The organism is Frankia sp. BMG5.60 (genome assembly GCF_059428125.1).
Genome location: NZ_CM182091.1, coordinates 4,987,996 through 5,011,585, shown reverse-complemented (window position 1 = coordinate 5,011,585; position 23,590 = coordinate 4,987,996). Strand labels below are relative to the sequence as shown.

The window sequence follows — 23,590 nt, the reverse complement described above, 5'->3', positions numbered from 1 at the left end:
CGTACCGGTTACGGTGCTTCGGTGGCCATCGTCGCGTCCGGGAGCTGCCTCGAACGGAACGCCTGGATCTGCGGAGATTACGTCGAGACCCGCTCGGACGAGCTGCAGGCGGCACTGCGCGAGCACGTCAGCCTCACGCTGAGCGCGGTGGCGATCGGCCTGGTGATCGCGGTGCCGCTGGTCCTGCTCGCCCGGCGCTGGCGGTTCGCCGTCGCCTGGATCAGCGGGCTGGCGAGCATCCTGTACACGGTGCCGTCGCTGGCGTTCTTCGCGCTGCTGCTGCCCGTCACCGGCCTGTCCACGACCACGGTGCGGATCGGGCTGGTCGCGTACACGCTGGTCATCCTCTTCCGCGGGCTGCTCGCCGGGCTCGACGCCGTGCCGGCGGACGTGCGCGACGCCGCCCGGGGCATGGGTTACGGCCCGCTGCGGCTGCTGGTCACCGTGGAGATCCCGCTCGCCCTGCCCTCGATCATGGCGGCCATCCGGGTCGCGACGGTCTCGACGATCGCGCTGGTCACCGTCGGCGCGACGATCGGCCACGGTGGCCTGGGCGATCTCATCTACGACGGCCTGACCAGCTCGTTCAAGTCGGAGGTGCTGACGGCCTCGGTGCTGTGCGTGGCGCTCGCCGTCGTCGCCGACCTGCTGCTCGTCGGCCTGCAGTGGCTGCTGACGCCATGGCGCCACGGCCGCCGAGCCCGAGGAACCGTCGCATGAGCACCCTGACCAGCGCGTTCGACTGGCTCACCACGGGCGCGAACTGGCGCGGCGACGAGGGCATCGCCCACCGCCTCGGCGAGCACCTGCTGCTTACCGGCGCCTCGGTGGGCATCGCGTGCGCGGTCGCGCTGCCGGTCGGGATCGGCCTGGGGCACCTCGGCCGGGGCGGCACCCTGGCCATCAACGTCTCCAACATCGGGCGAGCGGTGCCGACGTTCGCCGTGCTCGTCCTGCTGGCGATTGGCCCGCTCGGCATCGGCGACACGACCACCGTCGTCGCGCTCACCCTCTTCGCGATCGCCCCGTTGGTCACCAACAGCTACGTGGGGATGCAGGAGGTCGACGCGGGAGCGAAGGAGGCCGCCCGGGGCATGGGCATGTCCGGCGGCCAGCTCCTGCGCCGGGTCGAGCTCCCGCTGGCACTACCGATGATCATGCTTGGTCTGCGACTGGCCGCGGTGCAGGTGGTGGCGACGGCGACCATCGCGGCGCTGATCGGCGGGGGCGGGCTCGGCCGCTTCGTCGTCGACGGCCTGGCCAACAACCGCCGCCCCGAGGTGGTCGGCGGCGCGATCCTCGTGGCGGTGCTCGCGATCCTCGTCGACGGCCTCCTGCTCCTGCTGGCCCGCGCGGTGTCGACCACCAGGGCCTCCGGACCCCGCTGACCCACCCGGAAGCCCACGCGCCTGCCGTGAGATCGGCTTTCACCCGCGGGAGATTGGCAAGCAGCAGCTCCGCCTGCTGGTCAGGCGTCAGATCGTTCAGACGCCGCAGAAGCACGTCGGACGGCGCCCTCCGCCGAGTCGCGCAAAAATCTCACCGAAGCCACTGTCGCCGGAGACGACGGGGCCGCGTCGTCCTAGGCCGGGCAGCACATCGCCCGAGGCGCGTGGCTGGTCCGTGGAGCGACCAGGCGCGTGTCGGCGACACCCGAGCGCACACGTCGGACCTGCAGGAACCGGGTAGGGAAGGCGTCCAGCGGACGGGAACGGTGCGCCTCGACCTGGGTGTCGAGATGCCGAAACAGTGCGAAACCTGCGATGTCGATATAATCTGCCGGAATGTCCACACTATATTCGGGTGATGTGGAGAGCGGCACGGGGGCGTGGACGGACCGCTGCTGGAGGTCACGCGCTGGAGGTTGTATGTCGGCGGTTCTCTTCAATGTCGCGATCGGGATTCTTACGAGCGTCTTAAGTGGAACCGGAGTCTGGGCGTGGCAGCGCCTGGCGCACGTACGACGACTGGCCCGAGAGCGGAGGTTTCTCGGCATTTCCGTGAACAGGGAGTGCATTCTTGTCGTTGGCCACCAGATGCAAAACAGATCAGGGATACATCGCGCCGACGTCAACGCGGTAATCGAGGTCGGGGGTATGACGAACGACCTCGTCTCCGGGGCGTGTATTTCAAGCCATACCGGCCGGGCCACCGAGACTCCATCGCGATCATTGCCGGCGAAGAGGAGTTCATTCGGGAGCGAGACCAGCGGGAATACGCCATCCTCGCCAGGATAATTCTCGATCGAGAATCACGTCCACTCTTCCTCATAGCCGGACAGACAGCGGTGACCAATCACGCTGCCGCTTTTTATCTACGATCACGCATCCGCCAGATGAACAAAGAGTACGGCTTTGATCGAAAATTCTGCCTGATTCTCTCGGTCAACCAGCCCATGATCTATGGTCACTCGGCGGTTCGACTGGAGAGTGATGTGACCGGTGTTGCTTTTGCCGATCCGTCGGAATGACAGGGGCCTGCCTCGTCTGCCCCCAACCGCATGTGGCAGGCATCCGAAGTACTCAGCGCCCTGGACGCGTTCGCGGCACGCGCCGGCCGCCACATAGCACAGTAGGCGTCCGGGTACGACCGGCCGAATCCGCGGACACAGCATGCTTCGACCGCACTTCTGCGGCCCGGCGCGGCAGCGCGGCGGCCTGGTGTCAGGCCGGCTCGGAAACCTCCCGAGCCGGGCTCGACAGGTCTGTTTCGCCGTCAGTCGTGATCGGTGTCTTCGGGACGGAAGAGCTGAGTCTGGTAGGTGCGACGGTAACGCACATATCTACTCTTGGGGCTGTTACCGAGAGCCTCGATCGAACCTTCCTCGCGCATGATCTTCAGCCATCGCCTGACGGTCTGATCACTGAGAGCGGTCCTGGTGACAAGCTCGGTGCGCGAGAGGATATCGTTGCCCAAGGCGACGAGCAGTTCCGATCTGCGGTCGGCCCGAGCAGACCTGCCATCGCCTGAGGCGGTTCGCGAGGACAGTTGGTACCTGGCCCATCGGCGGCTTCCGGCCTGTGTGACGAGTTCGCGAACGACCAAATCCCGAAGTTCGCTCGTTGCGACGCGGGAGTCAACCCCGGTCACGTTGCGGTAGGTTCGATTGTCGAGGATTCCTCCCTGGCGCAGGAGCGCGAGCGCGACGCACTGGCTTTCGGTAAGACCCCTCTCGCCCAACCCGCCAATCCAACTGATGGTGTCCTCGCTCAGCAGGGTGTGGTTGGGAAATACCACGGCGAAGGACGAGATCTTATCGTTGAACTCCGGCGGACTCATTCCCACGGCGAGCAGCGAGTCGCGCATGGCGCGGATACCCGAGCCGCGGTTTTCGCAGACGGTACGGGTCTCACCGGGCAGCGGTACGTCTTCGAGAATCTTGATAAGGGTGGCGTTGCGAGCCGAGGAGATGCCTTCTTCACCGAGGCTGGCTAGCGTGACAGGACCGAACAGACCTCCAGGATTACGGATCACCAGGCGGTCGGGGTACATCTCGATCTGCACCTGGGTACCTCGAGCACCGCTGGACAGGTCACGGTGAACCAGGGCGTTGACAATCGCTTCGCGCAACGCGGTCTCCGGGTACTCCCAGACGTCCTGACGGCCCGTGCCCTTGATAAACGCGCGACGAGACATGTTCCGGCGAACGGTTGCCAGGGTGTCGCGGACCATGACCGGGACCGGCCCTTCCAACGTCACGTTGTCCAGGAACCTCTCATGTGATCGTCCGCCGGTCTCGGTGGGGTAGTGGACAAAGGTGACCATCATCTGCGGGAAGTATTCCTGCGGATACCTACCGAGCGCCAGCAGTCCCCCCAGTGAGGCAACATCTTCGCCGTCGTCCCCGGACACGAGCACCTTGGCACGGCGCAGTATCGCCAAGCGGTCCAGGTCTTTGAACGCGTATGGCCTGCTGGTTCTCAGCCGGGCGACCAGTGCGTCGACACTCGCCACATCCAGGTGATCTGGACCGGCGCCGGGCACGGCCTCCTCGTCCTCGCGGGGCTGGCCACGTGAGGACAGCATCATCTGGACCTCGTAGGCCGTCAGCCGGCGATCTCCGTCACCCACCCTGACATAACTGCCCCTGGTGACTCCGGCGCCGCGCGAGTAGCAGGGTCTCTGAGCGGGGTCGAGCTCGGGAACCTCGGCGACCAGGACCTGCGCACCCTCGAAGTTGTGGATCTTGATGAGTGGTCGCAGTGGAGGCTCCATATCCTCGGAGCACATGGCGCCGAGATCGGCTGCAAGCCTCGCTGGATCGGAGAGTCCCGTCGCGGCGAAGCCCCTGCCTTCGTCTAGACCGAGAACGATCACGCCGCCCTGCGTGTTGGCGAACCCCGAGAGGGTCTCGCGCAGCGACTTCGGCAGCCCACCCTGCGCCTTCTTCACCTCCACGTCTGCGATGTCCGCGCCGATGGCGCGAAGATTGTCGACGATCTCTGCGAGTTCCGCGTCGAGCATCTGTCCTCCTCCGCAGCCACATGTTAGTTAGCATGTTAGTTAGCATGACCAGCGACCAGGTACCGCTCCAGAGTTGATCGTCACCGCGTCATGTGCAGCGCGCCAGAGGGACGATCGAAAGCAGTGCGGCCCGGAGGGGGTCGCATCGTCCACGTGACTGTTTGTCCACCTTGACGGTGTTGCTTGTGTCTTTTGCGGTTGCGGGGTCGCCCCGCCGGGGAGGAGCGTGTCCCGGGCGTCCGGAAATTGTCGGACCGGGGTGCGAGGGTGGGGGACAGCCGGGGGCCGCCGTGGCACGCGCCCGACGATCAGGAAGAACAGTCTGACGACGAACGGTGGGGTCCTCGAACGTGACTGATCCAACATCACCGAGCGAACCGGGGAGCCGACGCGCCCCGTGGGGCCGGCTGAACCGCAGCGCCATAGCCGGTCGCCGGCACGCCGGGCGTCCACGCCGCGTGCTCGCGGGTCTGGCCGCGCTGGTCGCCCTCGCGCTGACCTCCGCGGCCTGCGGCTCCGACTCGGACGGCGGCGGCGCCGGAGCCAGCGCGACGACCTCGGCCGGGGGCTCGCTCACGGTCGCCGACGCCGGTTTCACCGAGAGCAAGATCCTCGCGGAGATGTACGCGGCGGTCCTGGAGAAGGCCGGCTACAAGGTCGACCGGACCTCGGTGCAGCAGACCGAGCTCGCGCAGTCCTCGCTGGAGAAGGGCACGGTCGACGCGATGCCGCAGTACGTCGCGACCTACGCCGACCTGCTCAACTCCAAGGTTCACGGCCCGGACGCGGCCTCGGTCTCCTCGCCTGACCTGCAGAAGTCGCTGGCCGCGCTGCGCCCGCTCGCCACCGGGCTCGGCCTGACGGTGCTCGACCCGGCCGACGCGGTCGACCAGAACGCCTTCGCCGTCAGCAAGTCGTTCGCCACCCAGCACAACCTCAAGACGCTGTCCGACCTGGGCGCCAGCGGCCAGACGGTGAAGATCGCCGCCGGCCCCGAGTGCGAGAGCCGGCCGTTCTGCCAGCCCGGCCTGGAGAAGACCTACGGCATCAAGATCAGCGAGATCGTCAAGACCGGGGTCGACACGCCGCAGACGAAGGCTGCGGTCAAGGACGGCACGGCGCAGCTCGGCCTGGTCCTCACCACCGACGCGACCGTCACCGACTACGACCTCGTGGTGCTGACGGACGACAAGAAGCTCCAGAACGCGGACAACCTCGTGCCGATCGTCAACACGAAGTCGCTGACACCGCAGATCTCGGCGGCGCTGAACAAGCTGGCACCGGTACTCACCACCGCCGACCTGGCCGAACTGAACAAGAAGGTCGACGCGCAGCGGGAGAAGCCCGCCGACGTCGCCAAGGAATACCTCCAGAGCAAGGGCCTGCTCAGCTAGCCACGGCGCGGTCCCGGCGTGGCAGTGGCCCATGCCACGCCGGGCTCGCGGGGCCGGTGTCCGGGCACGGGGGCCGCGAGCTGGCGGAATCCGCGAGGATGGGGGGGTGACCGGCAACCCGACCGCCCCGGCGGCCACCTCCGAGACCACTGGCAGCGCGACTTCCGGTGCCACGGGCACCGCCGAGCAGCCGTACCGCGAGCTGGGACTCACCGACGACGAGTACGCCCGGATCGTGGCGACCCTCGGCCGCCGCCCCAGCGACGCCGAGCTGGCGATGTACTCGGTGATGTGGAGCGAGCACTGCTCCTACAAGTCCTCCAAGGTGCATCTGCGGCAGTTCCGGGACACCCCGTCCACCGACCGGCTGCTCGTCGGCATGGGGGAGAACGCCGGTGTCGTCGACGTCGGCGAGGGTCTGGCCGTCACCTTCAAGATCGAGTCACACAACCATCCCAGCTTCGTGGAGCCCTACCAGGGGGCGGCGACCGGCGTCGGGGGCATCGTCCGCGACATCCTGACCATGGGGGCCCGGCCGATCGCGGTCCTCGACCCGCTGCGCTTCGGCGACGCCGACGCGCCCGACACGGCGCGGACGCTGCCCGGGGTGGTCGCCGGCATCGGTGGCTACGGCAACTGCCTCGGCCTGCCCAACATCGGCGGCGAGGTCGTGTTCGACCCGACCTACGCCGGCAACCCGCTGGTCAACGCGCTCTGCGTCGGGGTGATGCCGGTCGGCCGGGTGCAGACCTCGGCGGCCACCGGGGTCGGCAACGCCGTGGTCCTGCTGGGCGCGAAGACCGGCCGGGACGGGATCGGCGGTGTGTCCGTGCTCGCGTCGGCGACCTTCGACGAGGGCGGCGGCCCGGCCCGGCGGCCATCCGTGCAGGTCGGCGACCCGTTCACGGAGAAGATCCTGATCGAGTCCTGCCTGGAGCTGTTCGACCGCGGGCTCGTCACCGGCATCCAGGACCTCGGCGGCGCCGGACTGACCTGTGCGCTGACGGAGACGACGGCGGCCGGGCTCGCCACCGGCCAGCCCGGCGGCATGGACGTCGACCTTGACCTGGTGCCCCTGCGCGAGCCGTCGATGGCGGCGCACGAGGTGCTGGCCAGCGAGTCCCAGGAGCGGATGCTCGCGATCGTCACCCCCGAGGCGCTGCCCGAGGTCCTCGCGCTCGCCGAGCGCTGGGGGGTGCTGGCGACCAGGATCGGCACCGTGACCGACACCGGGCGGCTGATCGTGCGCTGGCACGGCGAGGTCGTCGTCGACGTGCCACCCGGCTCGCTCGCCGACGAGGGCCCCGTCTACGAGCGCCCGCTGCGCCGCCCCGCCGACCTCGACCTGGTCCGGGCGGACGGTCCGACGGCGGCCCGGCTCGACCGGCCGACCACGCCGGCGCAGCTCCGGGAGACCCTGCTGCGGATGGTCGCCTCCCCCAACCTGTGCTCCCGGGCCTGGGTGACCGACCAGTACGACCGGTACGTGCAGGCCGCCACGGTTCTCGCCCAGCCGGAGGACGCCGGCGTGCTGCGGCTGTCCGAGTCGACCGGGCTCGGCATCGCACTGGCCACCGACGGCAACGGGCGCTACGCCCGGCTCGACCCGTTCACCGGCGCGCAGCTCGCCCTCGCCGAGGCGTGCCGCAACGTCAGCGCCGCCGGGTCGGTGCCGATCGCCGTGACGAACTGCCTGAACTTTGGCTCCCCGGAGAACCCCGAGGTGATGTGGCAGTTCGCGCAGGCGTGCGCGGGCCTCGCCGAAGGCTGCCGGCGCATGGGCCTGCCCGTCACCGGCGGCAACGTGTCGTTCTACAACCAGACGGGCTCCGCCCCGATCCACCCGACCCCGGTGATCGGAGTGCTGGGCCTGTTCGACGACGTCGCCCGGCGCACCCCGATCGGGTTCACCGACGAGGGCGACGCGCTGATCCTGCTCGGCGAGACCGCCGATGAGTTCGGCGGCTCCGAGTGGGCCTGGGTGACGCACCGCCACCTCGGCGGAGCGCCGCCGGCGGTCGACTTCGCCCGGGAGAAGCTGCTCGGGGAGGTCCTCGTCGCCGGTTCCCGCGACGGCATGCTCACCGCCGCCCACGACCTGTCCGAGGGGGGACTCGCGCAGGCCCTCGTCGAGTCGTGCCTGCGCGGCGGCCGCGGCGCGCGCATCGTGCTGGGCGCCGGAGCCGACCCGTTCGTCGAGCTGTTCAGCGAGTCGGCCGGGCGCGCCGTCGTCGCCGTGCCGCGCTCGGAGGAGCTGCGCTTCACGGACATGTGCACGGTCCGCGGCCTGCCCTGGCGGCGCATCGGCGTGGTCGACGGCGACACGCTCGACGTACAGGACGTGCTGCGCGTCGGCCTCGACGAGCTGCGTGACGCCCACGAGGGCACCCTGCCCGCCCTGTTCGGCCGCACCGCCTAGTACTGCCGCACCAGGCGGGTACTGCCGCACCCGCCTGGTACTGCAGCCGCGCCAGGGCCGCACCGCCCAGGGACGCACCCGCCAGGGACGGGGTGAAACGGGCCGGCGATCAGGAGTGGCCGTAGGGCTCGGGGTCGGCGCCGTCCTCGGCCAGCTCCCCCGGCTCGACGTCCGCCACCGAGCCGGGGCTGTGGGCGGCGACGCCGATCAGCTCGACGTCCGTCGGCTCCAGGTCGGAGGGGTCCTCGTCGAAGACGATCGGTTCCGGGTGCGCGGACGGCGCCACCAGCGCCTCGGAGTGCGCCCCGCAGCCGTGATCGATGGCGGTGACCCGCCCGTCGTCGGGGGCCAGCTCGTTGGCGCAGGCGCCGAACATGCGGCCGAGCGCGCCCGCGAGGCGGACATGGAAACCGCAGGTCAGGCACGAGGCCGGGGCGACCTTGGCGATCGAGGCGTCCGGCCCGGCATCACCGGCGTACCAGCGCTCGACGGCCTCCTCCCGACCGGTGACGGACAGCACCCGGGCCCGGCCCAGGCCGAGCTCGAAGTAGTCGTCGGTGTCGACGAGCTCCTCGACGTCCTCCACGCGCAGCGCGAGCCGGGGATCATCGATCGCCGTGGGCAGCAGGTCGCCGACCCCGACATCGCCCGGCCGCAGCCGCTCCGACCACGGCACCCACGCCGGGGCGAGCATCGCGCCCTCGCCCGGCATCAGCACCACGTCGTCGACCGTGACCTTGCGCACTCGCGAGGCGCGGGTGACGACGACCGTCCAGGCCCAGCCCGGGTAGGCGGGCGAGGTGCAGGCGAAGCGGTGCAGCACGATCCGATCGCCTTCGGCCTCGATGCCGAGGTGCTCGCCGACCTCGCCCTCGCCGCCCGCCTGCTCGACCGCGGCCGCGCGGGCCAGGTCCACGGCGGCCGCGCACACCGCGTCCACCGCCGGCTCCCGCGACGCACGGACCGCCCGGGACCGCGCGGCCGGCGCCGCCGGGTCGGCGACCGCCTCGGTGGCGATGCTCACGTCGGGCGGCGGCGCCGCGGTGGTGGTGGACGACGCCCGGGGGCGAGTCCGCAGGGTCGGCGCGTCAAGGTCCGTCGCCGGAGCCGTTGTCACCGTTGTCACGTCTGGGACCTCCGCGCTGCCCTGGGCCGTTGCACCCGCCATGAGTTCCGCGCCGGCCGCCTGCGCGGCGTCCGGCACCGAATCCGCACCGAGGGTAACGGATGGATCCGGCGGCTCGGTCGTGGCGGAACGGACCTCGGGAGCATCCACGCAACGTATTCTCACCCACGGACACTCGCACCGCCCGACGTGGTCGTAGAAGCGCAGGCCAGGGACGAGGACACTCGGCATGGTGAACCTGGGCAGCACGGTCTCGAACAACCTGCGAAGGTTGCGGTCGAGCGTGCGCGGGGACGGTGCCGACCGGACCGGACTGTCCGCCCTCACCGAACTGTCCTTCGTCAACGCCGCGGGCGACGCGCTGGTCACGGTCGCACTGGCCGGGTCGCTGTTCTTCTCGGTGCCCTCGGGGGAGGCCCGGTCGAAGGTCGCCCTCTACCTGCTCATCACCATGGTGCCATTCGCCCTGCTGGCACCGGTCATCGGGCCGCTGCTCGACCGGGTCGCCCACGGCCGGCGCACGGCGCTCGCCGCCATCTGCCTGGGCCGAGGCCTGCTGGCCTGGCAGCTTGCCGGCGCGCTGCACGGGCTGGCCGTCTACCCACTCGCCCTCGGCCTGCTCGTGCTCTCCCGCGGCTTCGGCGTGGCGCGCAGCGCGGTCATCCCCCGGGTCGCCCCGGCCGAGCTCACCCTCGTCAAGGTCAACTCACGGATCTCGCTGGTCAACATCGTCGCCGGCGCCATCGTGGCACCGGTCGGGCTGGGCATCGCGCACATCCCGTTCGTCGGCTATCCGTGGGTGCTGCGGCTCTGCGCGATCGTCTACATGGCCGGCGTCCTGCTGGCCTTCAACCTCCCCAGGCACGTCGACTCGGCGGCCGGCGAGCTGCCGCTGCGCGCCCCGGTCGCGCCCGGCGGCCGACGCGGGCTCGGGGCGCGGCTGCGGGCGTTCCTCGGCGCGCTGCCGGTGGCCCTGCGCGCCACCGCGGTCCTGCGGGGCCTCGTCGGCTTTCTCACCTTCTATCTCGCCTTCCTGCTACGGACCAACGGCGGCAACAACCTGTGGCTGGGCGGCCTGGCCGTGGCCGCGGGCGTCGGCAGCGGGCTCGGCGTGTTCATCGGCGGCCGGCTCGGCCGGCGGCGCCCGGAGGGCATCCTCATGCTCGCCCTGGTGCTGGCGGCCGGCGGGTGTCTCGGCGCCGCCATCACTTACACCAGGTTCACCTCGCTCGTCGCGGCGCTGCTGGTCACCATGGCCGGCTCGATGGGCAAGCTGGCGCTCGACGCGGTCGTCCAGCGCGACATCCCGGAGGCGACGCGCAATTCCGCGTTCGCCCGCTCCGAGACCGCACTCCAGCTCACCTGGGTCGCCGGCGGCGCCCTCGGGCTCATCGAGATGCCCGGGACGGTCGGTTTCGCGGTGGCCGCCGCCGTCGTCTGCGCGACGCTGTTCGTCCAGGCCGGCGCACTACGCCGCTCGCGCCTGGCGGCCCGCGACCGGCTGGCGGGCGCCGAATTCCCGCCGCCGGGCGGCGCGGTCCCGGCGGGTGCACCCCCCGGTGCCGTCCCGACTCCCGCCGACCAGCCCCGCGTGGGACCACCCGGGCCGGCGTACCCCGCCGGCGCCGCGGCGTACCCCCCGGGTGCCCAGCCGCAGGCCCCGCTCCCGGACCTTGCGGCATATCCGGACCCAGCGGCATACCCGGGTCCGGCGGCGATGGTGTCCGCACCGGCGCCGCCCGTCGACCCCTGGCGGGAGGCGCCGGCGCCCATCCCACCCACGCTGGAGGACCCCACCCGCCCGGACGCGCCGCGGCAACGCCGGGGACTGGGTCGCCGGCGGCGCGCCTGACCTACGCCACCCGCCTGACCAACGCCACCGACCAGATCAACGGCGGGGGCCTGACCGACTGTAGGGGCCTGACCGACGGCACCGGCCTGACCGACGGCAGGGCCCGGCCGTCCCCGTCGGCGCGGACGTGACACCGCTCACGACGCCGGCCCCACGCCACTCGCGGACGCCTCGACCCGGGACGCCGCGACTGCGGCGGCGATAACCTCCGAGCGTGCGCACGTCAACGCGGTCCCGTGGCAGGCCGTTCCCACGGCTCGCCGCGATCACCGCCGCCATCGTCGCGGTCGGTCTCGGGGTCGCCGGCTGCGACCGTCCGACACCGCTGGTGACGATGGAGTCGGGCGGCGACTTCGTGAAGACGAACGCGGCCCAGTACCTGCGGGACGGTGCCCTCATCCAGCAGGCGGTCTCCCCGCCGCACCTGGATGCCCGGCCCGGGAGCAGCCTCAACATCGACGTCCCGACCTCGGTGGCCGATCGCGGCTACTTCCTCTCGGTCAACAACCAGCGGATCACCGAGACGATCAGCGACACCCATTACCGCTACCTGCTCCCGAACGTGCAGGGCACGGTGAACCTCGTGGTCTTCGCCGCGCCCACCGACCCGAAGTCGACCACGGCATCGGGGAGCTGGCCGTTCGTGGTCTCGATCAAGCCCTGACCCGCATCCTGCCGCGCCGCCCGCCCGCGACGGCGGCCCGACCGGCGACCACCCGGGCCGGATCGGGGGACATACCGTCCGGGTACCCCCGTTGCCACCGCCCGGCCCCCCGGCATGCGCGCAGCGTGCCCCTGGTCGCCATCAGGACCACGCAGCGTCGACCGTGGTGCTAAGGTCCGGCAACAAGTCCGATTTGCACCACATCGAAAATCCCGTGCCGTTACATCGCCGTCCGGCCCGGTGGCATTCGAGTAGATCGACCGACAGCGCATGACGGCAGACGAGGACATTCCAGATCATGATCCGGACCTGGTCGTGAGCCGCACCCTGATCGTCACCGCGGTGACAGCCGAGGCAGACGCGGTGTGCGCAGGGCTGATGGGTAGCTGGTCGCGTGGCCGGACAAGGTTGCCGGCCGGCCCGGGTAACCTCGTGTCCCCGGACTGGGACCGCCAGTTGCTCACCACGTCGACGTTGGGCCCCTACGTCGGGCGCCGGCGTGGCCCGGTCACGGTCCTCGCCGCGGGCACCGGCGGTCCGGCCGCCGCCGCCGGCACCGCGACGGCCCTGGCGGTCGCGAGCGCCGCCGGGCAGCCGTTCGATCTCGTGGTGACCATGGGCGTCGCGGGCGGCTTCCGCGGCTGGGCGGAGGTCGGCGACATCGTCGTCGCCGAGCGGATGGTCGCCGCGGACCTCGGCGCCGAGTCCGGGCTCGACGAGGAGCCCCCGTCGGCACCGGCCGGCCGGATCAGCGAGATGGACCGCAACCTCGGCTTCCACGCGGCCGGCGCGCCGACCCGTCGGGGCCCCGACGGACGCGGCCCGGCCGGCGGCGGGGCGTTCCTCACCTTGGACGACCTGGGACTCGGCTCGTCCACCGTGCGCCCTGAGCCCGAGCTGGTGTCGCGGCTGCACACCGTGCTCGACGCCACCGGGCGGCGGATCGTCACGGGTACCGTGGTCAGCGTGTCGACCGTGACGGGCACGGAGCGCCGGGCCAGCGCCCTCACCGAGCGGCTGGACCCGGTGGCCGAGGCGATGGAGGGCTACGCCATAGCCCTGGCCGCGCGGTCCTTCGGCGTCCCCGCCGCGGAGATCCGTGCCGTGAGCAACCCGGTCGGCCGCCGGGACCGCGCCGGCTGGAACCTGCCGGCCGCTCTGACCAGCCTGCGCACGGCCGCGGCGGCGCTGGTCGCGCACCCCGAGGGCCTGGTCGCCGCCGAGGCGCTGCCCGCCGCCGGCGGCGGGACAGCCGCGGCGGGCTCCGGCCCCCAGCACGGCAGCAACGGCGCGCGCTGACGGATCGGACGACGGGACCTTCAGGGCGACGGGACCTTCAGGGCGACGCGCCTGTCGGGGCGAACGGCGGACGCGAGCGAACGGCGGGACACACACCGACGAGCGGGAGGACACCGGATGAGCGAGCGCCCGACGGGCACGGCGCGGGACACCCAGTCGCTGTCCCTGGCCATCTCCCCGTGTCCCAACGACACGTTCGCCTTCCACGCCCTGGCCCACGGGCTGGTGCCGGACGCGCCCGCGGTGACGGTGACGTTCGCCGACATCGACGTGCTGAACTCCCGGGCGGCCGAGCGGCGTGACGATCTGGTCAAGGTGTCCTACGGTGCACTGCCCTGGCTGCTGGCCGACTACCAGTTGCTGACCTCCGGCGGGGCGCTGGGCCGCGGCTGCGGCCCGCTGGTGCTCACCGCGGGCCGCACCGACCTGCGCGGCGCTCGGGTCGCCATCCCCGGCACCCGCACCACCGCCTACCTGCTGTTCCGGCTGTGGGCCGCCGATCGTGGCGTGGCGAGCATCGACGTGGTGCCGTTCGAGAAGATCATGCCGGCAGTGCAGGAGGGCCGGTACGACGCGGGACTGGTCATCCACGAGTCGCGCTTCACCTACCCGTCGTACGGACTGACGGCGCTCGCCGATCTCGGCGACTGGTGGGAGGAGCAGACCTCGCTGCCGATCCCGCTCGGGGCGGTCCTCGCCCGCCGCGAGCTGGACGGCGCCGCGCTGTCCGCCGCGGTGCGCGCCAGCGTCACCGCCGGGTTCGCCGACCCGTCCGCGAGCGCCGACTACGTCCTCGCCCATTCGCAGGAGATGGCACCGGACGTCGTCGACGCGCACATCAAGCTGTACGTCAACGAGTTCAGCCTCGATCTCGGCGACGAGGGGTTCGCCGCCATCGAGACGCTGCTCGCCCGTGCCGCCGACGCGGACCTCGTGCCGAGGCTCAGCCAGCCGTTGCGCTGAGCTCCGGTATCGCTGAGCTCCGGTATCGCGCTGGGCGCGGGGTCGCCGAGCACGGTATCGCTGGGCCCGGGATCGGCGCCACGGGTGAGACACTGCGGTCATGCCGGAGCTGCCGGAGGTCGATGCCCTCGCCGCCTTCCTGCGCGAGATCGCGCTGGGCCGGGTCGTCGACCGGGCCGAGCCGGTCGCCGTGAGCGCCCTGAAGACGTTCGACCCGCCGCCGTCCGCGTTGCACGGGGCCGCGCTCGCCGCGGTCGAGCGGCACGGCAAGTTCCTCGACCTCGTCTTCGCCCTTCCCACCGGGGAGCGCCTCGACCTCGTCACCCACCTGGCCCGGGCCGGCTGGCTGCGCTGGAAGCCGAACCAGCCGGCGGCGCCGGCGCGCCCCGGGCGGGGCCCGCTGGCGTTGCGGGTCACCTTCGCCGACCGCAGCGGCTTCGATCTCACCGAGGCCGGCACCCAGAAGCGGCTGGCCGTCTACGTGGTCCGCGACCCTGCCGAGGTGCCCGGCATCGCCCGACTCGGCGTCGACCCGCTCGGGGCGGCCTTCACCGCGGCCGCGCTCGAGGAGATCCTCGCTGCCGCCGGGCGGGCCCAGCTCAAGGGGGTGCTCACCGATCAGGCTCGCCTCGCCGGCGTCGGCAACGCCTACTCCGACGAGGCGCTGTGGACGGCGCGGCTGTCGCCGTTCAAGCCGGCCTCGGGGCTGTCGGCGGCGGAGACCGAGAGCCTGCACGCCGCGCTCGTCGGTGTGCTCACCGCCGCCCGCGACAGCGCCGCCGGGCTCGCCGCCGGCGAGCTCAAGGCCGAGAAGAAGGCCAACCTGTCTGTGCATGGACGGGCCGGGTCGCCCTGTCCACGCTGCGGCGACACCGTGCGGGAGGTCTCGTTTGCCGACCGGGCCCTGCAGTACTGCCCGACCTGCCAGACCGGCGGGCGGACGCTCGCCGATCGCCGGCTGTCCCGACTGCTGAAGTAGGTGGCAGGATGGCAGGGTGAGTTCTGATCAGATCCCGGCCGTCAGCGTCGCCGACCTGCCTGCCGACCTGTCCGCGGACGGTGCCCCGCTGCTCGTGGATGTCCGGGAGCCCGACGAGTGGTCCGCCGGTCACATCGCCGATGCCCTGCACATCCCGATGGGCGAGCTCGTCACCCGGCTCGACGAGGTGCCTCGCGGGCAGGACGTGGTCGTCGTGTGCCGCTCCGGCGGACGCTCCGCCGCCGTCACGGGCTACCTCGCCCAGGGCGGCTGGCAGGTCCGCAACCTCACCGACGGAATGCTCGCCTGGCAGGCCCACGGCCGGCCGATGGTGAGCGAGAGCGGCGCCGCGCCCCGAGTCCTCTAACCAGCCCCGGCGGCGGTCGGGGCCGGCCGGCTCAGCCCGCGGCGCTCGGGCTGGGCTCGGCCGACGCGTCCTCGACCCGCACCACGTAGTCCTCGATGACCGGATTGGCCAGCAGCGTCGACGCGAGATGTTCGACCCGCGCCAGCACCGCGCCGTCCAGCGCCACCCCGTCCGCCAGCTCCAGCTCGAACCGCTTGCCCTGGCGGACGCCGACGATCCCGCTCACCCCGAGGCGAGGCAGCGCGCCCAGCACCGCCTGGCCCTGCGGATCGAGGATCTCCGGCTTGAGCATCACATCCACCACAACCCTGGTCACACCCGCGGACACTACCGGCCCGGCGGCCCCGTCGGCGGCGATTGCGGGCCGATTGGGGACCGTGCCGGGGAGTCGGCCCGCCGCGGCCGCGGCGGTGGCCACGCGGGCGAAACGTCCGGCCGGCCCGTCGGGTCCGGCCTAAGCTCGGTTGGTGCCGTCCTGGAATGCCTCAGCACCGGTTGTCGGGTTCGACCTCGACCTGACCCTGTTGGACGCCCGTGCCGGCATCCGGGCCACCTTCGCCGCCCTGTCCGGCGAGACCGGCGTGGCCGTCGACGCCGACCTGGTCGTCTCCCGGCTCGGACCGCCGCTGGAGAGCGAGCTCGCCCACTGGTTCCCCGCCGCGCAGGTACCCGCCGCCGCCGCCCGCTACCGGGAGCTGTACACCGTGCACGCCCTTCCCGCGTCGAGGCCGATGCCGGATGCCCGCGACGCGGTGGACGCGGTGCGCCGGCTCACCGGTCGCGTCGTCGTGGTCACCGCCAAGAGCACCGCGCTCGCCCGGGCGAGCCTGGACCGCATCGGCATCGCCGCCGACGTCGTCGAGGGTGCGCTGTTCGCGCGGACGAAGGGTGTCGCCCTGCGCGCCCATCGCGTGGACGTCTTCGTCGGGGATCACCGGGGTGACATGATCGGCGCGCGGGAGGGCGGCGCGCTCGCGGTGGGCGTGACCACGGGCCCCTGCTCGGCGGGGGATCTGCACAGCGCCGGCGCGGACGTCGTCCTGGCCCGGCTCGGCGAGTTCCCACCCTGGCTGCTGGGCGAGGACACCCGCCGGCGTTGACCGCGGCTCAGGCGGTCGAGGCCGGGGCATCGGGATCGACGCCCTCGCCGGCGTCCCCGGCGGGCCCGCTGGGCGGTGCTGGTTGGGGGCGGCCGACCGGCGGGTCGATCGGGAGGTACGGGTTGGTCCGGTAGAGGTCCGGATCGGCCTCCTCGGGGATCCGCGAGCGGACGGCGGCGAGCACCCCGGCCAGCGCGACGGCGAACCCGATGGTCAGCCCGCCGCCGGCCACGGCGTTCAGCCACGTCGGCAGGTTCTTTACGCCGAAGAAGAACGGGATCACCGCGACCGCCGTGGCGAGCAGGCCGATCCCGAACAGCACGCACCCGGCCCCGACGAGCCGGTCCGCCCGGCCCGCCGCCGGCTCGCCCCGGGGTCCGACCTGCTCGGACGGCGGCGACGTCGACGGCACAGCCGCCAGCCTACGGGGAGCTGCCCACGGGAGCTGATCTCGGGAGCTGATCTCGGGAGCGGCGACGGGAACCGGTGAGGACTCCCCGGGGTGCCCGGCTCCGGGGCGGGCACCCCGCGGCGGCGCTCAGACGACCGGCGCGCCCTCGCCCTGCTGGTGTGCGCCCCGCTCGACGTGCTCGCGGTAGTTCGCGGCCTCCTGCTCGGAAACCTCCAGACCCTCGGCCGCGCGGTTCGCCTCGGGATCGTCCGGGCCGCCGTCCGCGCCGAGCACGGCCTCGTCCCGAGCCCGGCTCCGCTCGGCCTCCTCGAAGTCCTCCGGGGTACGAAAGTCCTCGCGATCGGGATTCGCCATCGAAACGCCTCCTGCCATCGGGGACCGGCCGTCCAGCCCGGACGGTCGGCCCAGGGTCAGGACCTGGCATGCCCGGGGTACACCCCGGATAACGCCGGGGAGGGGATCGTCACTGGTGAGGTCCGGCTGACAGCCGATCGCGACCGAAGACCCCGCGCGTGGTGCGGTCGACGGATAGCCTGGGATTCCCTCAGCTTTCGTCGCGTTGTCCTGTCGTTACACAGAACGAGGTCGCCCGTGCCCACCGGCAAAGTCAAGTGGTTCGACGTTGACAAGGGCTTCGGCTTTCTCAGCCGTGACGACGGCGGCGACGTCTTCGTCCACAAGGCCGCCCTACCGGCAGGGGTGGAGCGGCTCAAGCCGGGCGATCGGGTGGAGTTCGGCGTCGCGGCCGGGCGGCGCGGGGACCAGGCGCTGTCGGTCCGGCTGCTGGCCGCGCCGCCGTCGGTGGCGAAGGCAGCCGCGCAGGCCGCCCGCCGCAGCCCCGACGAACTGCACAGCATGGTCGAAGACATGATCAAGGTGTTGGACGACGTCCAGCGCGATCTGCGCCGCGGCCGCTACCCGGACCGCCGGATCGCGCAGCGGGTGGCCAAGGTCGTGCACGCCGTCGCCGATGAGCTGGAGGCGTAGGAGGCGGCGGGGCGCCAGTCCTCACGACTCCGTCGGCGGCAGGAAGCTCACCCGGCGGCCGCAGCCGGTGCACACCGCCACCTGGGAGCCGGGTTCGTCGTCGGAGGCGACGAGATGGGTCAACGGGACCGGCCCCGCGCACCAGGGGCACAGCAGCCACGGTCCGTCGACGCCGGGCGGGCCACCGGTATCCATTCGCCCACGATGCCTCATCCCGCCGCGGGCACGGGCCACTATCGCCACATCCACTATCCGCAAACGCCCGGAGTCCGCAAACATCCACAATCGCAACACATTGTCGGCCAACCGACCCGAACGGCCGGCCGAGAGCCCGTGCGTGCCGAAGACGGCCCGCGGTGCGGCAGACTGCGAACGGAGACGACGCGACCCAGAAACACCGGCGAACCCCGACCGCCGCGTGCCGCCGGACGGGGACGAGCTGGTAGCGGGTCGGGTCCGGGCCGTGCGTGGGATCGGGAGCTGAGAGGCATTCGCGTGACAAGCAGTGGGCAGCGGTCGTGATCACATCCGTAGGGTGCTGACCGTGGTCGACGACGCCGCGGGCCCGAACCCCCGTCGCACCGATCCGGGCGACCCACTCAACCCCCACGAGCCGCGGTCCATCGGTCCCTATGCCCTCATCAGCCGCCTGGGCGTCGGCGGGATGGGCACGGTCTACCTGGCCCGCAACACCACCGGGCGGCGGGTCGCCGTCAAGGTGATCCGGCCCGACCTCGCGGCCGACGAGGAGTTCCGCCGCCGGTTCCGGGCCGAGGTGGAGGCCGCCCGGCGGGTCGCCCCCTTCTGCACCGCCGAGGTGCTCGACGCCGATCCGAACGCGCCGGCGCCCTACCTGGTCACCGAGTTCATCGACGGCGTCCGGCTGGACGAGCAGGTCGAGTCCGGTCCGCTGGCCTCCTCGACCCTGACCGGTCTGGCCGTCGGGGTGGCGACCGCCCTGACCGCCATCCACAGCGCGGGGCTCGTGCACCGTGACCTCAAACCGAGCAACGTCATGCTCTCGCTGTCCGGTCCCCGGGTGATCGACTTCGGCATCGCCCAGGCGTTGGATGGCGCGAAGGCCAAGCCGACGGCGTGGGGGTTCGGCTCGGCCGGCTGGATGGCACCCGAGCAGGTGCACGGCCAGCCGATCGGACCCGAGGCGGATGTGTTCGCGTGGGGCATCCTCATCGCCTACGCCGGCACCGGCCGGCACCCTTTCGGCGACGGCTCGGATATCGACCTCGGCATGCGCATCGTGGGCTCCGCCCCGGATCTGCGCGGCCTGCGGGAGCCGCTGGTCGGGCTGGTCAGCGCCGCCCTGGCGAAACATCCCGACGACCGGCCGAGCGCCCGGGAGCTGCTGCTGCGGCTCGTCGCGCAGCCGCCGGCCCGCGGTGGCCCCGCCATCGGGCCGGCGATAGGCCAGGTCGAGGAGCTGCTCAACCGCACCGGCGAGGTGCCCCGCCCGGCACCGACGCGGGTGGGCCCGGTGACCTCGGCCCCTGCCCGCCGCCCGCCCCGGGACGGCGCGCCCGCGGTGCGGCCCGACCTGGCCGGCCCACCGGGCCGCGCGCCAGCCGCGAACCGGGCCCCGGGTGCCCACGGGCCCAGCCCGACACCGGCGGTGGGTGGCTTGCCGCACGGCGGCCGGCCGCGGGGCGCCCCCTACCCGGCAACCGCCGGCCCTCCCGGTGGTCGCGGGCCGGGAGCCGTGCCAGGCGCGCGCCCGTCCCAGGACGCCCGCGCGCCGGCCCCACCGGACGGCCGCCAGCCGGACGGCCGCCAGCCGGCCCCACCGGACGGGCGTCAGCCGGACGGGCGTCAGCCGGACGGGCGTCAGCCGGGCGGGCGGCCGCGCGGGTCGGCGCCGGGCACGCCCGCGGCCAGGTGGGCCGGTCCTGGCGGCCAGCGCGCACCCGGCCAGGCGCCGGGACCCGGGCCGCAGCCGGCGCGGATGGCCGAGCCGAACCGCACGCCGGAGCCGGCCCGGACGCCCAGCCCGCCGCGGATGTCGGAGCCGCCGCGGATGCCGGGGCCGGCCCGGATGTCGGAACCGGCTCGAGTCCCGGAGCCGGCACGAGTGCCGATTCCCACGCCGATGCCGGGCGCCGCCGACACCCCCTACCCGCCCTATCCACAGTCCCGGCCCCGGCGCGGACCGGACCACCGGCAGCTCGCACTGATCATCGGGATCGTCGTGGCGGCGCTGATCGCCATCGCGGTCGTGGTCAGCCTGCCGAGCCGCAACGGCGGCGGGGCTGACTCCGGCCGGCCGCCTGGTTCCGCCGGGACGGTGGCGGGCGGTGCGTCGGTCACCCCGAGTCCCACCGCGGGGCTCGGTCTGCCGGCGACGGACGGCCGACTGGAGTTCGTCGTGGCGGGCGTCGACTGTTCGAAGTCCCAGCTAGGCGACGGGATCCTCGCACTGCGCGCGAGCGGCAGGTTCTGCCTGGCCCAGGTGACGGTGCGCAACACCGGCGACACCTCCGCGGCGCTGGACAACACCACCGAGCTGCTCTGGGACGACCACGGCGACCGTCACGAGGCGAACTTCCTCGCCCGCTTCAAGCTGGGCGAGAACCTGTGGGACTCCATCGACCCCGGCGAGACCAAGCGCGGCACCCTGGTCTTCGACGTCCCCCGCGACGCGGAGCCCCAGGAACTCGAGCTCCACGAGAGTTCGCAGAGCGCCGGGGCCCGCATCCAGGTCGGCTGACGGCTGCCGGCCGCCATCAGTCGACGCTCGCCGGCGTCTCCCCGGCGCCCGCCAGCGCGGCGTAGGCCGGCACCGGGGGCACCGGCAGCTCGCCGTTGCGGGAATCCGGCCTGAAGCCGGCCAGGATGATCTCCAGGGAACGCCGCCAGGAACCCGGCGCGACTCGCTCGGTGAGGTCCACGACCAGCCGCAGGGACCGCATCAGGACCAGCAGGTCCGCCAGCACCACATCGCTGCGGACCGTGCCCGCCCGCTGGGCCGCGACGAGCATCGCCGCCACCGGCGGGACGACCTCGGCAATCATGCGCTCCGCGGTGCGCCCGCTCCACAGCCGCTGTGCCAGGAAGGCCCCGTGGCAGGGGTCGGCCGCCAGCACTCGCACCACGAAGCAGTGCAGCGCGCTTGCCGATGGTTCCGTCGCGGCCACCTCCACGGCGAGCTCGCGGATGTCGTCGACAGTTGACCGCAGAATCGCCTCGATGAGCGCGTCCTTGTTCGGAAAGCGTCGGTAGAGGGTGCCCATGCCGACTCCGGCGCGGCGGGCGATCTCCTCGACGCCGACGTCGTTCCCGCGCTCGACGAACAGCTCCCGGGCGGCGGTGAGGATGCGGGCACGGTTCAGTTCGGCGTCGCGGCGTAAGGGCCGGGAGGGCACAGCCGAGGATCGCGGCGACGCGGACGGGACGGCAACCACGTGCTACCCGCGGGGATGGGACGGCATCGGGGCGGCGACCTCCGCCAGCAGTCTGAGCATGGCAGCACACTGTAGGGGATTGACTGGCTACAGTGCGATGTTTCGCGCTAAGAACTGCTCTTTCCGGGTTGTACCCACCACCAAGACAGCACGATCGACCGCTAACGTGACTCTCTGCCCGGACGGGCGTCAAGCGGGCAGAGGCGTTCTTCCCGCGGACCCGGGGCGTCGATGGTGGGCGGGGCGTCGAGGTGGGGAGTCAGGTGCGGACAAGCGCTGTCGGTGCGGGCCCGCGCCGCCGGGTCGGGCGGACGGGATTGGTTGGGCGGACGGGATTGGTTGGGCGGACGGGATCGGCCAGACAGGCGGGATCAGCCAGCCGGATCAGGTACGGCGGCCTCGCGCTGCTGCTCGCGGTGGCCATGTCGTTGGTCGCCTGCGACAGCCTCGGCGACCAGGCCGGCGCGGCGGATCCGGGCTCGGCAGGCGCGGCAGGCTCGGCCTCCCGGGGCGCCGCGGGCTCGGCGCTCGCGCTGCTCGCCAGCCTGCCGGTCCGCGTCGAGGACAACTCGCCGAAGTACCAGCGCGACGAGTTCGGCGCCGCCTGGTCCGACGTCGACCACAACGGCTGCGACACCCGCAACGACATCCTGCGCCGGGACCTGCGCAGCACCACCGTGCGGAAGTCCGACGGCTGCACGGTGCTGACCGGCGAGCTCACCGATCCGTACACGACCCGGATCATCCGCTTCGACCGTTCCCGCAACGCCTCGGCCGTGCAGATCGACCATGTCGTGCCGCTGGCCGACGCCTGGCGGACCGGCGCACTCGACTGGACCGACGCCCAGCGCCTGCAGTTCGCGAACGACCCGGAGAACCTGCTCGCGGTGGACGGCCCCACGAACCAGCGCAAGAGCGACCACGATGCGGCCGAATGGCTGCCGCCCAGCCCCGGCGAGCAGTGCCCGTACATCGCCCGCCAGGTGGGGCTGAAATCCCGCTATCACCTGTGGGTGGTGGCGGCGGAGGCCCAGGCGATGCGGGCGGTGCTCCAGAAGTGCTCCACCCAGCCGGCGCTCGGCGCCACCGCGGCGCACTGATCACCGCCAGCCGCCCCGCCCGCCGCCGCCCCGCCGGCCCGACCCGCGGGGGGGTCGGGCCGGATCGCCTACCGCGCCGGCGGATAGCCCTGGTAGGGGGTGCGCTCGTCGTCCGGGTAGTACTCGGTGGTGCTGCGACGGCGGTATCCCGCCGCGGCGGGCGCGGCGGGCGCGTCGTAGGTGTCCACCTCGCGGACGGCGCCGATGGACCGCCGCCGCCGCGGCGCGAGGATCGCGAGGTCCACCACGAGCCCGATCGCACCGGCGATCATCAGGACCACGCCGACGACGGCGAGATCGAGACCCGAGATGGAGACGTCGACGGCGAACGTCAGGATCGCGCCGAGAGCCATGAGAAGAATGGCGGCACCGATTCCCATGCGGTGCACTCCCTTCGCCCCGGCCTCCGATCGGAGGCGTGCGGATCACGCCCTACCCGCCGACTGATCCGGTATGCGCTCCACCGGGCCACGACCCCGACACCGATCCCCGCCGCCCCGACCCACACCGCCCCGCGGTGCACTGCGCTGCCCCGCGGTGCACTGCTCAGCCCCGTGCTGCACTGCCCAGCACTGCCTGACCGCCACGATCGGCCGTCCACTTCACGACAGTCGCCCGCCCGACCCCACCCCCCGAGGGGCACTCAGTGGTGTGGCCGCAGGGGCGCCCCAGGGGCGAGAGCGGTTGCTGTGCGGCTTGGAATGGCTGCTTTGGGCCAGTTTCTTAGTGCGGGGGCGGCCTGGACGGGGTGGTCGCCTTAGGGGTGCCAAAGTTCGCCCCCCACCCCCCACCTAACCACCCGACCAGACGACCGTGGGGGGTTCGGGGGGGCTCGGCCCCCCCGGCAAAATAAAGGAAGCCCCTACCGGCGCAGCATGCTCCGGTAGGGGCTGACGTGGGCGAGGGGGGAGTTGAACCCCCACGTCCGCTAGGACACACGGACCTGAACCGTGCGCGTCTGCCATTCCGCCACTCGCCCGAGTGGGACTATCTCTTAACCAGGGGACACGCTATCACGCCGGAGATGTCCGCTGCGTCGGGGGGCCGCCCA

Annotated in this window: 23 protein-coding genes and 1 tRNA gene; 15 read left to right on the top strand and 9 right to left on the bottom strand. The window is 72.4% G+C overall.

What is annotated here, in order from left to right; translation table 11 throughout:
- Positions 1–21 precede the first annotated feature (21 nt).
- The 3 genes from AC5R91_RS20655 (at position 22) to AC5R91_RS20645 (ending at position 2,470) form a co-directional block, all read left to right on the top strand.
- A complete protein-coding gene (locus AC5R91_RS20655) occupies positions 22–720 on the top strand; it encodes an ABC transporter permease (RefSeq protein WP_495392973.1) in 699 nt (232 codons plus the stop codon).
- A complete protein-coding gene (locus tag AC5R91_RS20650; RefSeq protein ID WP_495392972.1) occupies positions 717–1,388 on the top strand; it encodes an ABC transporter permease in 672 nt (223 codons plus the stop codon). Before AC5R91_RS20655 ends, AC5R91_RS20650 begins: the two co-directional genes overlap by 4 nt.
- A gap of 734 nt (positions 1,389–2,122) precedes the next feature.
- The gene (locus AC5R91_RS20645) at positions 2,123–2,470 is read left to right on the top strand and encodes a hypothetical protein (RefSeq protein ID WP_495392971.1); all 348 of its coding nucleotides are present in this window, start codon (positions 2,123–2,125) and stop codon (positions 2,468–2,470) included.
- Between the two features lie 245 nt (positions 2,471–2,715).
- Here the strand turns inward: AC5R91_RS20645 and AC5R91_RS20640 are convergent, their stop codons facing one another.
- Complete coding sequence (locus tag AC5R91_RS20640; protein ID WP_495392970.1) at positions 2,716–4,464, bottom strand: ATP-binding protein; 1,749 nt, start codon at positions 4,462–4,464, stop codon at positions 2,716–2,718.
- Positions 4,465–4,922: 458 nt separating this feature from the next.
- Between AC5R91_RS20640 and AC5R91_RS20635 the strand changes: the two genes are divergently transcribed.
- A complete protein-coding gene (locus tag AC5R91_RS20635) occupies positions 4,923–5,858 on the top strand; it encodes an ABC transporter substrate-binding protein (protein ID WP_495392969.1) in 936 nt (311 codons plus the stop codon).
- Between the two features lie 106 nt (positions 5,859–5,964).
- Positions 5,965–8,277, top strand: coding sequence for a phosphoribosylformylglycinamidine synthase subunit PurL (gene purL / locus AC5R91_RS20630; protein WP_495392968.1), 2,313 nt, complete (start codon positions 5,965–5,967; stop codon positions 8,275–8,277).
- A 109-nt stretch (positions 8,278–8,386) separates the two neighbouring features.
- On the opposite strand, the gene AC5R91_RS20625 is transcribed toward purL, so the two are convergent.
- Positions 8,387–9,403 (bottom strand): DUF3027 domain-containing protein, encoded by a 1,017-nt coding sequence (locus AC5R91_RS20625; RefSeq protein ID WP_495392967.1) that lies wholly within the window; start codon positions 9,401–9,403, stop codon positions 8,387–8,389.
- Between the two features lie 229 nt (positions 9,404–9,632).
- Between AC5R91_RS20625 and AC5R91_RS20620 the strand changes: the two genes are divergently transcribed.
- From AC5R91_RS20620 to AC5R91_RS20595, 6 genes are all read left to right on the top strand, one after another.
- A complete protein-coding gene (locus AC5R91_RS20620; protein ID WP_495392966.1) occupies positions 9,633–11,255 on the top strand; it encodes an MFS transporter in 1,623 nt (540 codons plus the stop codon).
- Positions 11,256–11,469: 214 nt separating this feature from the next.
- Positions 11,470–11,919, top strand: coding sequence for a hypothetical protein (locus tag AC5R91_RS20615; RefSeq protein ID WP_495392965.1), 450 nt, complete (start codon positions 11,470–11,472; stop codon positions 11,917–11,919).
- Between the two features lie 270 nt (positions 11,920–12,189).
- Positions 12,190–13,218 (top strand): futalosine hydrolase, encoded by a 1,029-nt coding sequence (mqnB, locus tag AC5R91_RS20610; protein WP_495392964.1) that lies wholly within the window; start codon positions 12,190–12,192, stop codon positions 13,216–13,218.
- 117 nt (positions 13,219–13,335) lie between these two features.
- Complete coding sequence (locus AC5R91_RS20605) at positions 13,336–14,181, top strand: 1,4-dihydroxy-6-naphtoate synthase (protein WP_495392963.1); 846 nt, start codon at positions 13,336–13,338, stop codon at positions 14,179–14,181.
- A 100-nt stretch (positions 14,182–14,281) separates the two neighbouring features.
- Entirely contained in the window at positions 14,282–15,160 is an 879-nt protein-coding gene (locus AC5R91_RS20600; RefSeq protein WP_495392962.1) for a DNA-formamidopyrimidine glycosylase family protein, read from the top strand.
- A gap of 16 nt (positions 15,161–15,176) precedes the next feature.
- Complete coding sequence (locus tag AC5R91_RS20595) at positions 15,177–15,527, top strand: rhodanese-like domain-containing protein (RefSeq protein ID WP_495392961.1); 351 nt, start codon at positions 15,177–15,179, stop codon at positions 15,525–15,527.
- A gap of 31 nt (positions 15,528–15,558) precedes the next feature.
- On the opposite strand, the gene purS is transcribed toward AC5R91_RS20595, so the two are convergent.
- Positions 15,559–15,843, bottom strand: coding sequence for a phosphoribosylformylglycinamidine synthase subunit PurS (purS, locus tag AC5R91_RS20590; protein ID WP_495392960.1), 285 nt, complete (start codon positions 15,841–15,843; stop codon positions 15,559–15,561).
- A gap of 151 nt (positions 15,844–15,994) precedes the next feature.
- Here purS and AC5R91_RS20585 point away from each other — a divergent pair, with 151 nt between their 5' ends.
- Positions 15,995–16,627 carry an HAD family hydrolase gene (locus tag AC5R91_RS20585; protein ID WP_495392959.1) on the top strand — a complete coding sequence of 211 codons (633 nt, stop codon included), beginning with the start codon at positions 15,995–15,997 and terminating at the stop codon, positions 16,625–16,627.
- A gap of 7 nt (positions 16,628–16,634) precedes the next feature.
- Here the strand turns inward: AC5R91_RS20585 and AC5R91_RS20580 are convergent, their stop codons facing one another.
- Both AC5R91_RS20580 and AC5R91_RS20575 read right to left on the bottom strand, forming a co-directional pair.
- Positions 16,635–17,039, bottom strand: a complete 405-nt coding sequence (locus AC5R91_RS20580; RefSeq protein ID WP_495392958.1) for a hypothetical protein — start codon at positions 17,037–17,039, stop codon at positions 16,635–16,637.
- A gap of 126 nt (positions 17,040–17,165) precedes the next feature.
- A complete protein-coding gene (locus tag AC5R91_RS20575; RefSeq protein WP_495392957.1) occupies positions 17,166–17,393 on the bottom strand; it encodes a hypothetical protein in 228 nt (75 codons plus the stop codon).
- A 237-nt stretch (positions 17,394–17,630) separates the two neighbouring features.
- Here AC5R91_RS20575 and AC5R91_RS20570 point away from each other — a divergent pair, with 237 nt between their 5' ends.
- A complete protein-coding gene (locus AC5R91_RS20570; protein WP_495392956.1) occupies positions 17,631–18,026 on the top strand; it encodes a cold-shock protein in 396 nt (131 codons plus the stop codon).
- 21 nt (positions 18,027–18,047) lie between these two features.
- Here AC5R91_RS20570 and AC5R91_RS20565 read toward each other — a convergent pair whose 3' ends face one another.
- Positions 18,048–18,221, bottom strand: coding sequence for a hypothetical protein (locus AC5R91_RS20565; protein WP_495392955.1), 174 nt, complete (start codon positions 18,219–18,221; stop codon positions 18,048–18,050).
- Between the two features lie 349 nt (positions 18,222–18,570).
- On the opposite strand from AC5R91_RS20565, the gene AC5R91_RS20560 reads away from it, so the two are divergent.
- The gene (locus tag AC5R91_RS20560; protein WP_495392954.1) at positions 18,571–20,745 is read left to right on the top strand and encodes a protein kinase domain-containing protein; all 2,175 of its coding nucleotides are present in this window, start codon (positions 18,571–18,573) and stop codon (positions 20,743–20,745) included.
- A 16-nt stretch (positions 20,746–20,761) separates the two neighbouring features.
- Here the strand turns inward: AC5R91_RS20560 and AC5R91_RS20555 are convergent, their stop codons facing one another.
- Positions 20,762–21,400 (bottom strand): TetR/AcrR family transcriptional regulator, encoded by a 639-nt coding sequence (locus AC5R91_RS20555; protein WP_495392953.1) that lies wholly within the window; start codon positions 21,398–21,400, stop codon positions 20,762–20,764.
- Between the two features lie 374 nt (positions 21,401–21,774).
- Here AC5R91_RS20555 and AC5R91_RS20550 point away from each other — a divergent pair, with 374 nt between their 5' ends.
- Positions 21,775–22,539: an HNH endonuclease family protein gene (locus AC5R91_RS20550; protein WP_495392952.1), complete on the top strand. Its 765-nt coding sequence runs from the start codon at positions 21,775–21,777 to the stop codon at positions 22,537–22,539.
- Positions 22,540–22,607: 68 nt separating this feature from the next.
- Here the strand turns inward: AC5R91_RS20550 and AC5R91_RS20545 are convergent, their stop codons facing one another.
- Both AC5R91_RS20545 and AC5R91_RS20540 read right to left on the bottom strand, forming a co-directional pair.
- Complete coding sequence (locus AC5R91_RS20545) at positions 22,608–22,919, bottom strand: DUF6458 family protein (RefSeq protein ID WP_495392951.1); 312 nt, start codon at positions 22,917–22,919, stop codon at positions 22,608–22,610.
- Between the two features lie 516 nt (positions 22,920–23,435).
- Positions 23,436–23,518, bottom strand: a tRNA-Leu gene (locus tag AC5R91_RS20540).
- Between the last annotated feature and the right edge of the window lie 72 nt (positions 23,519–23,590).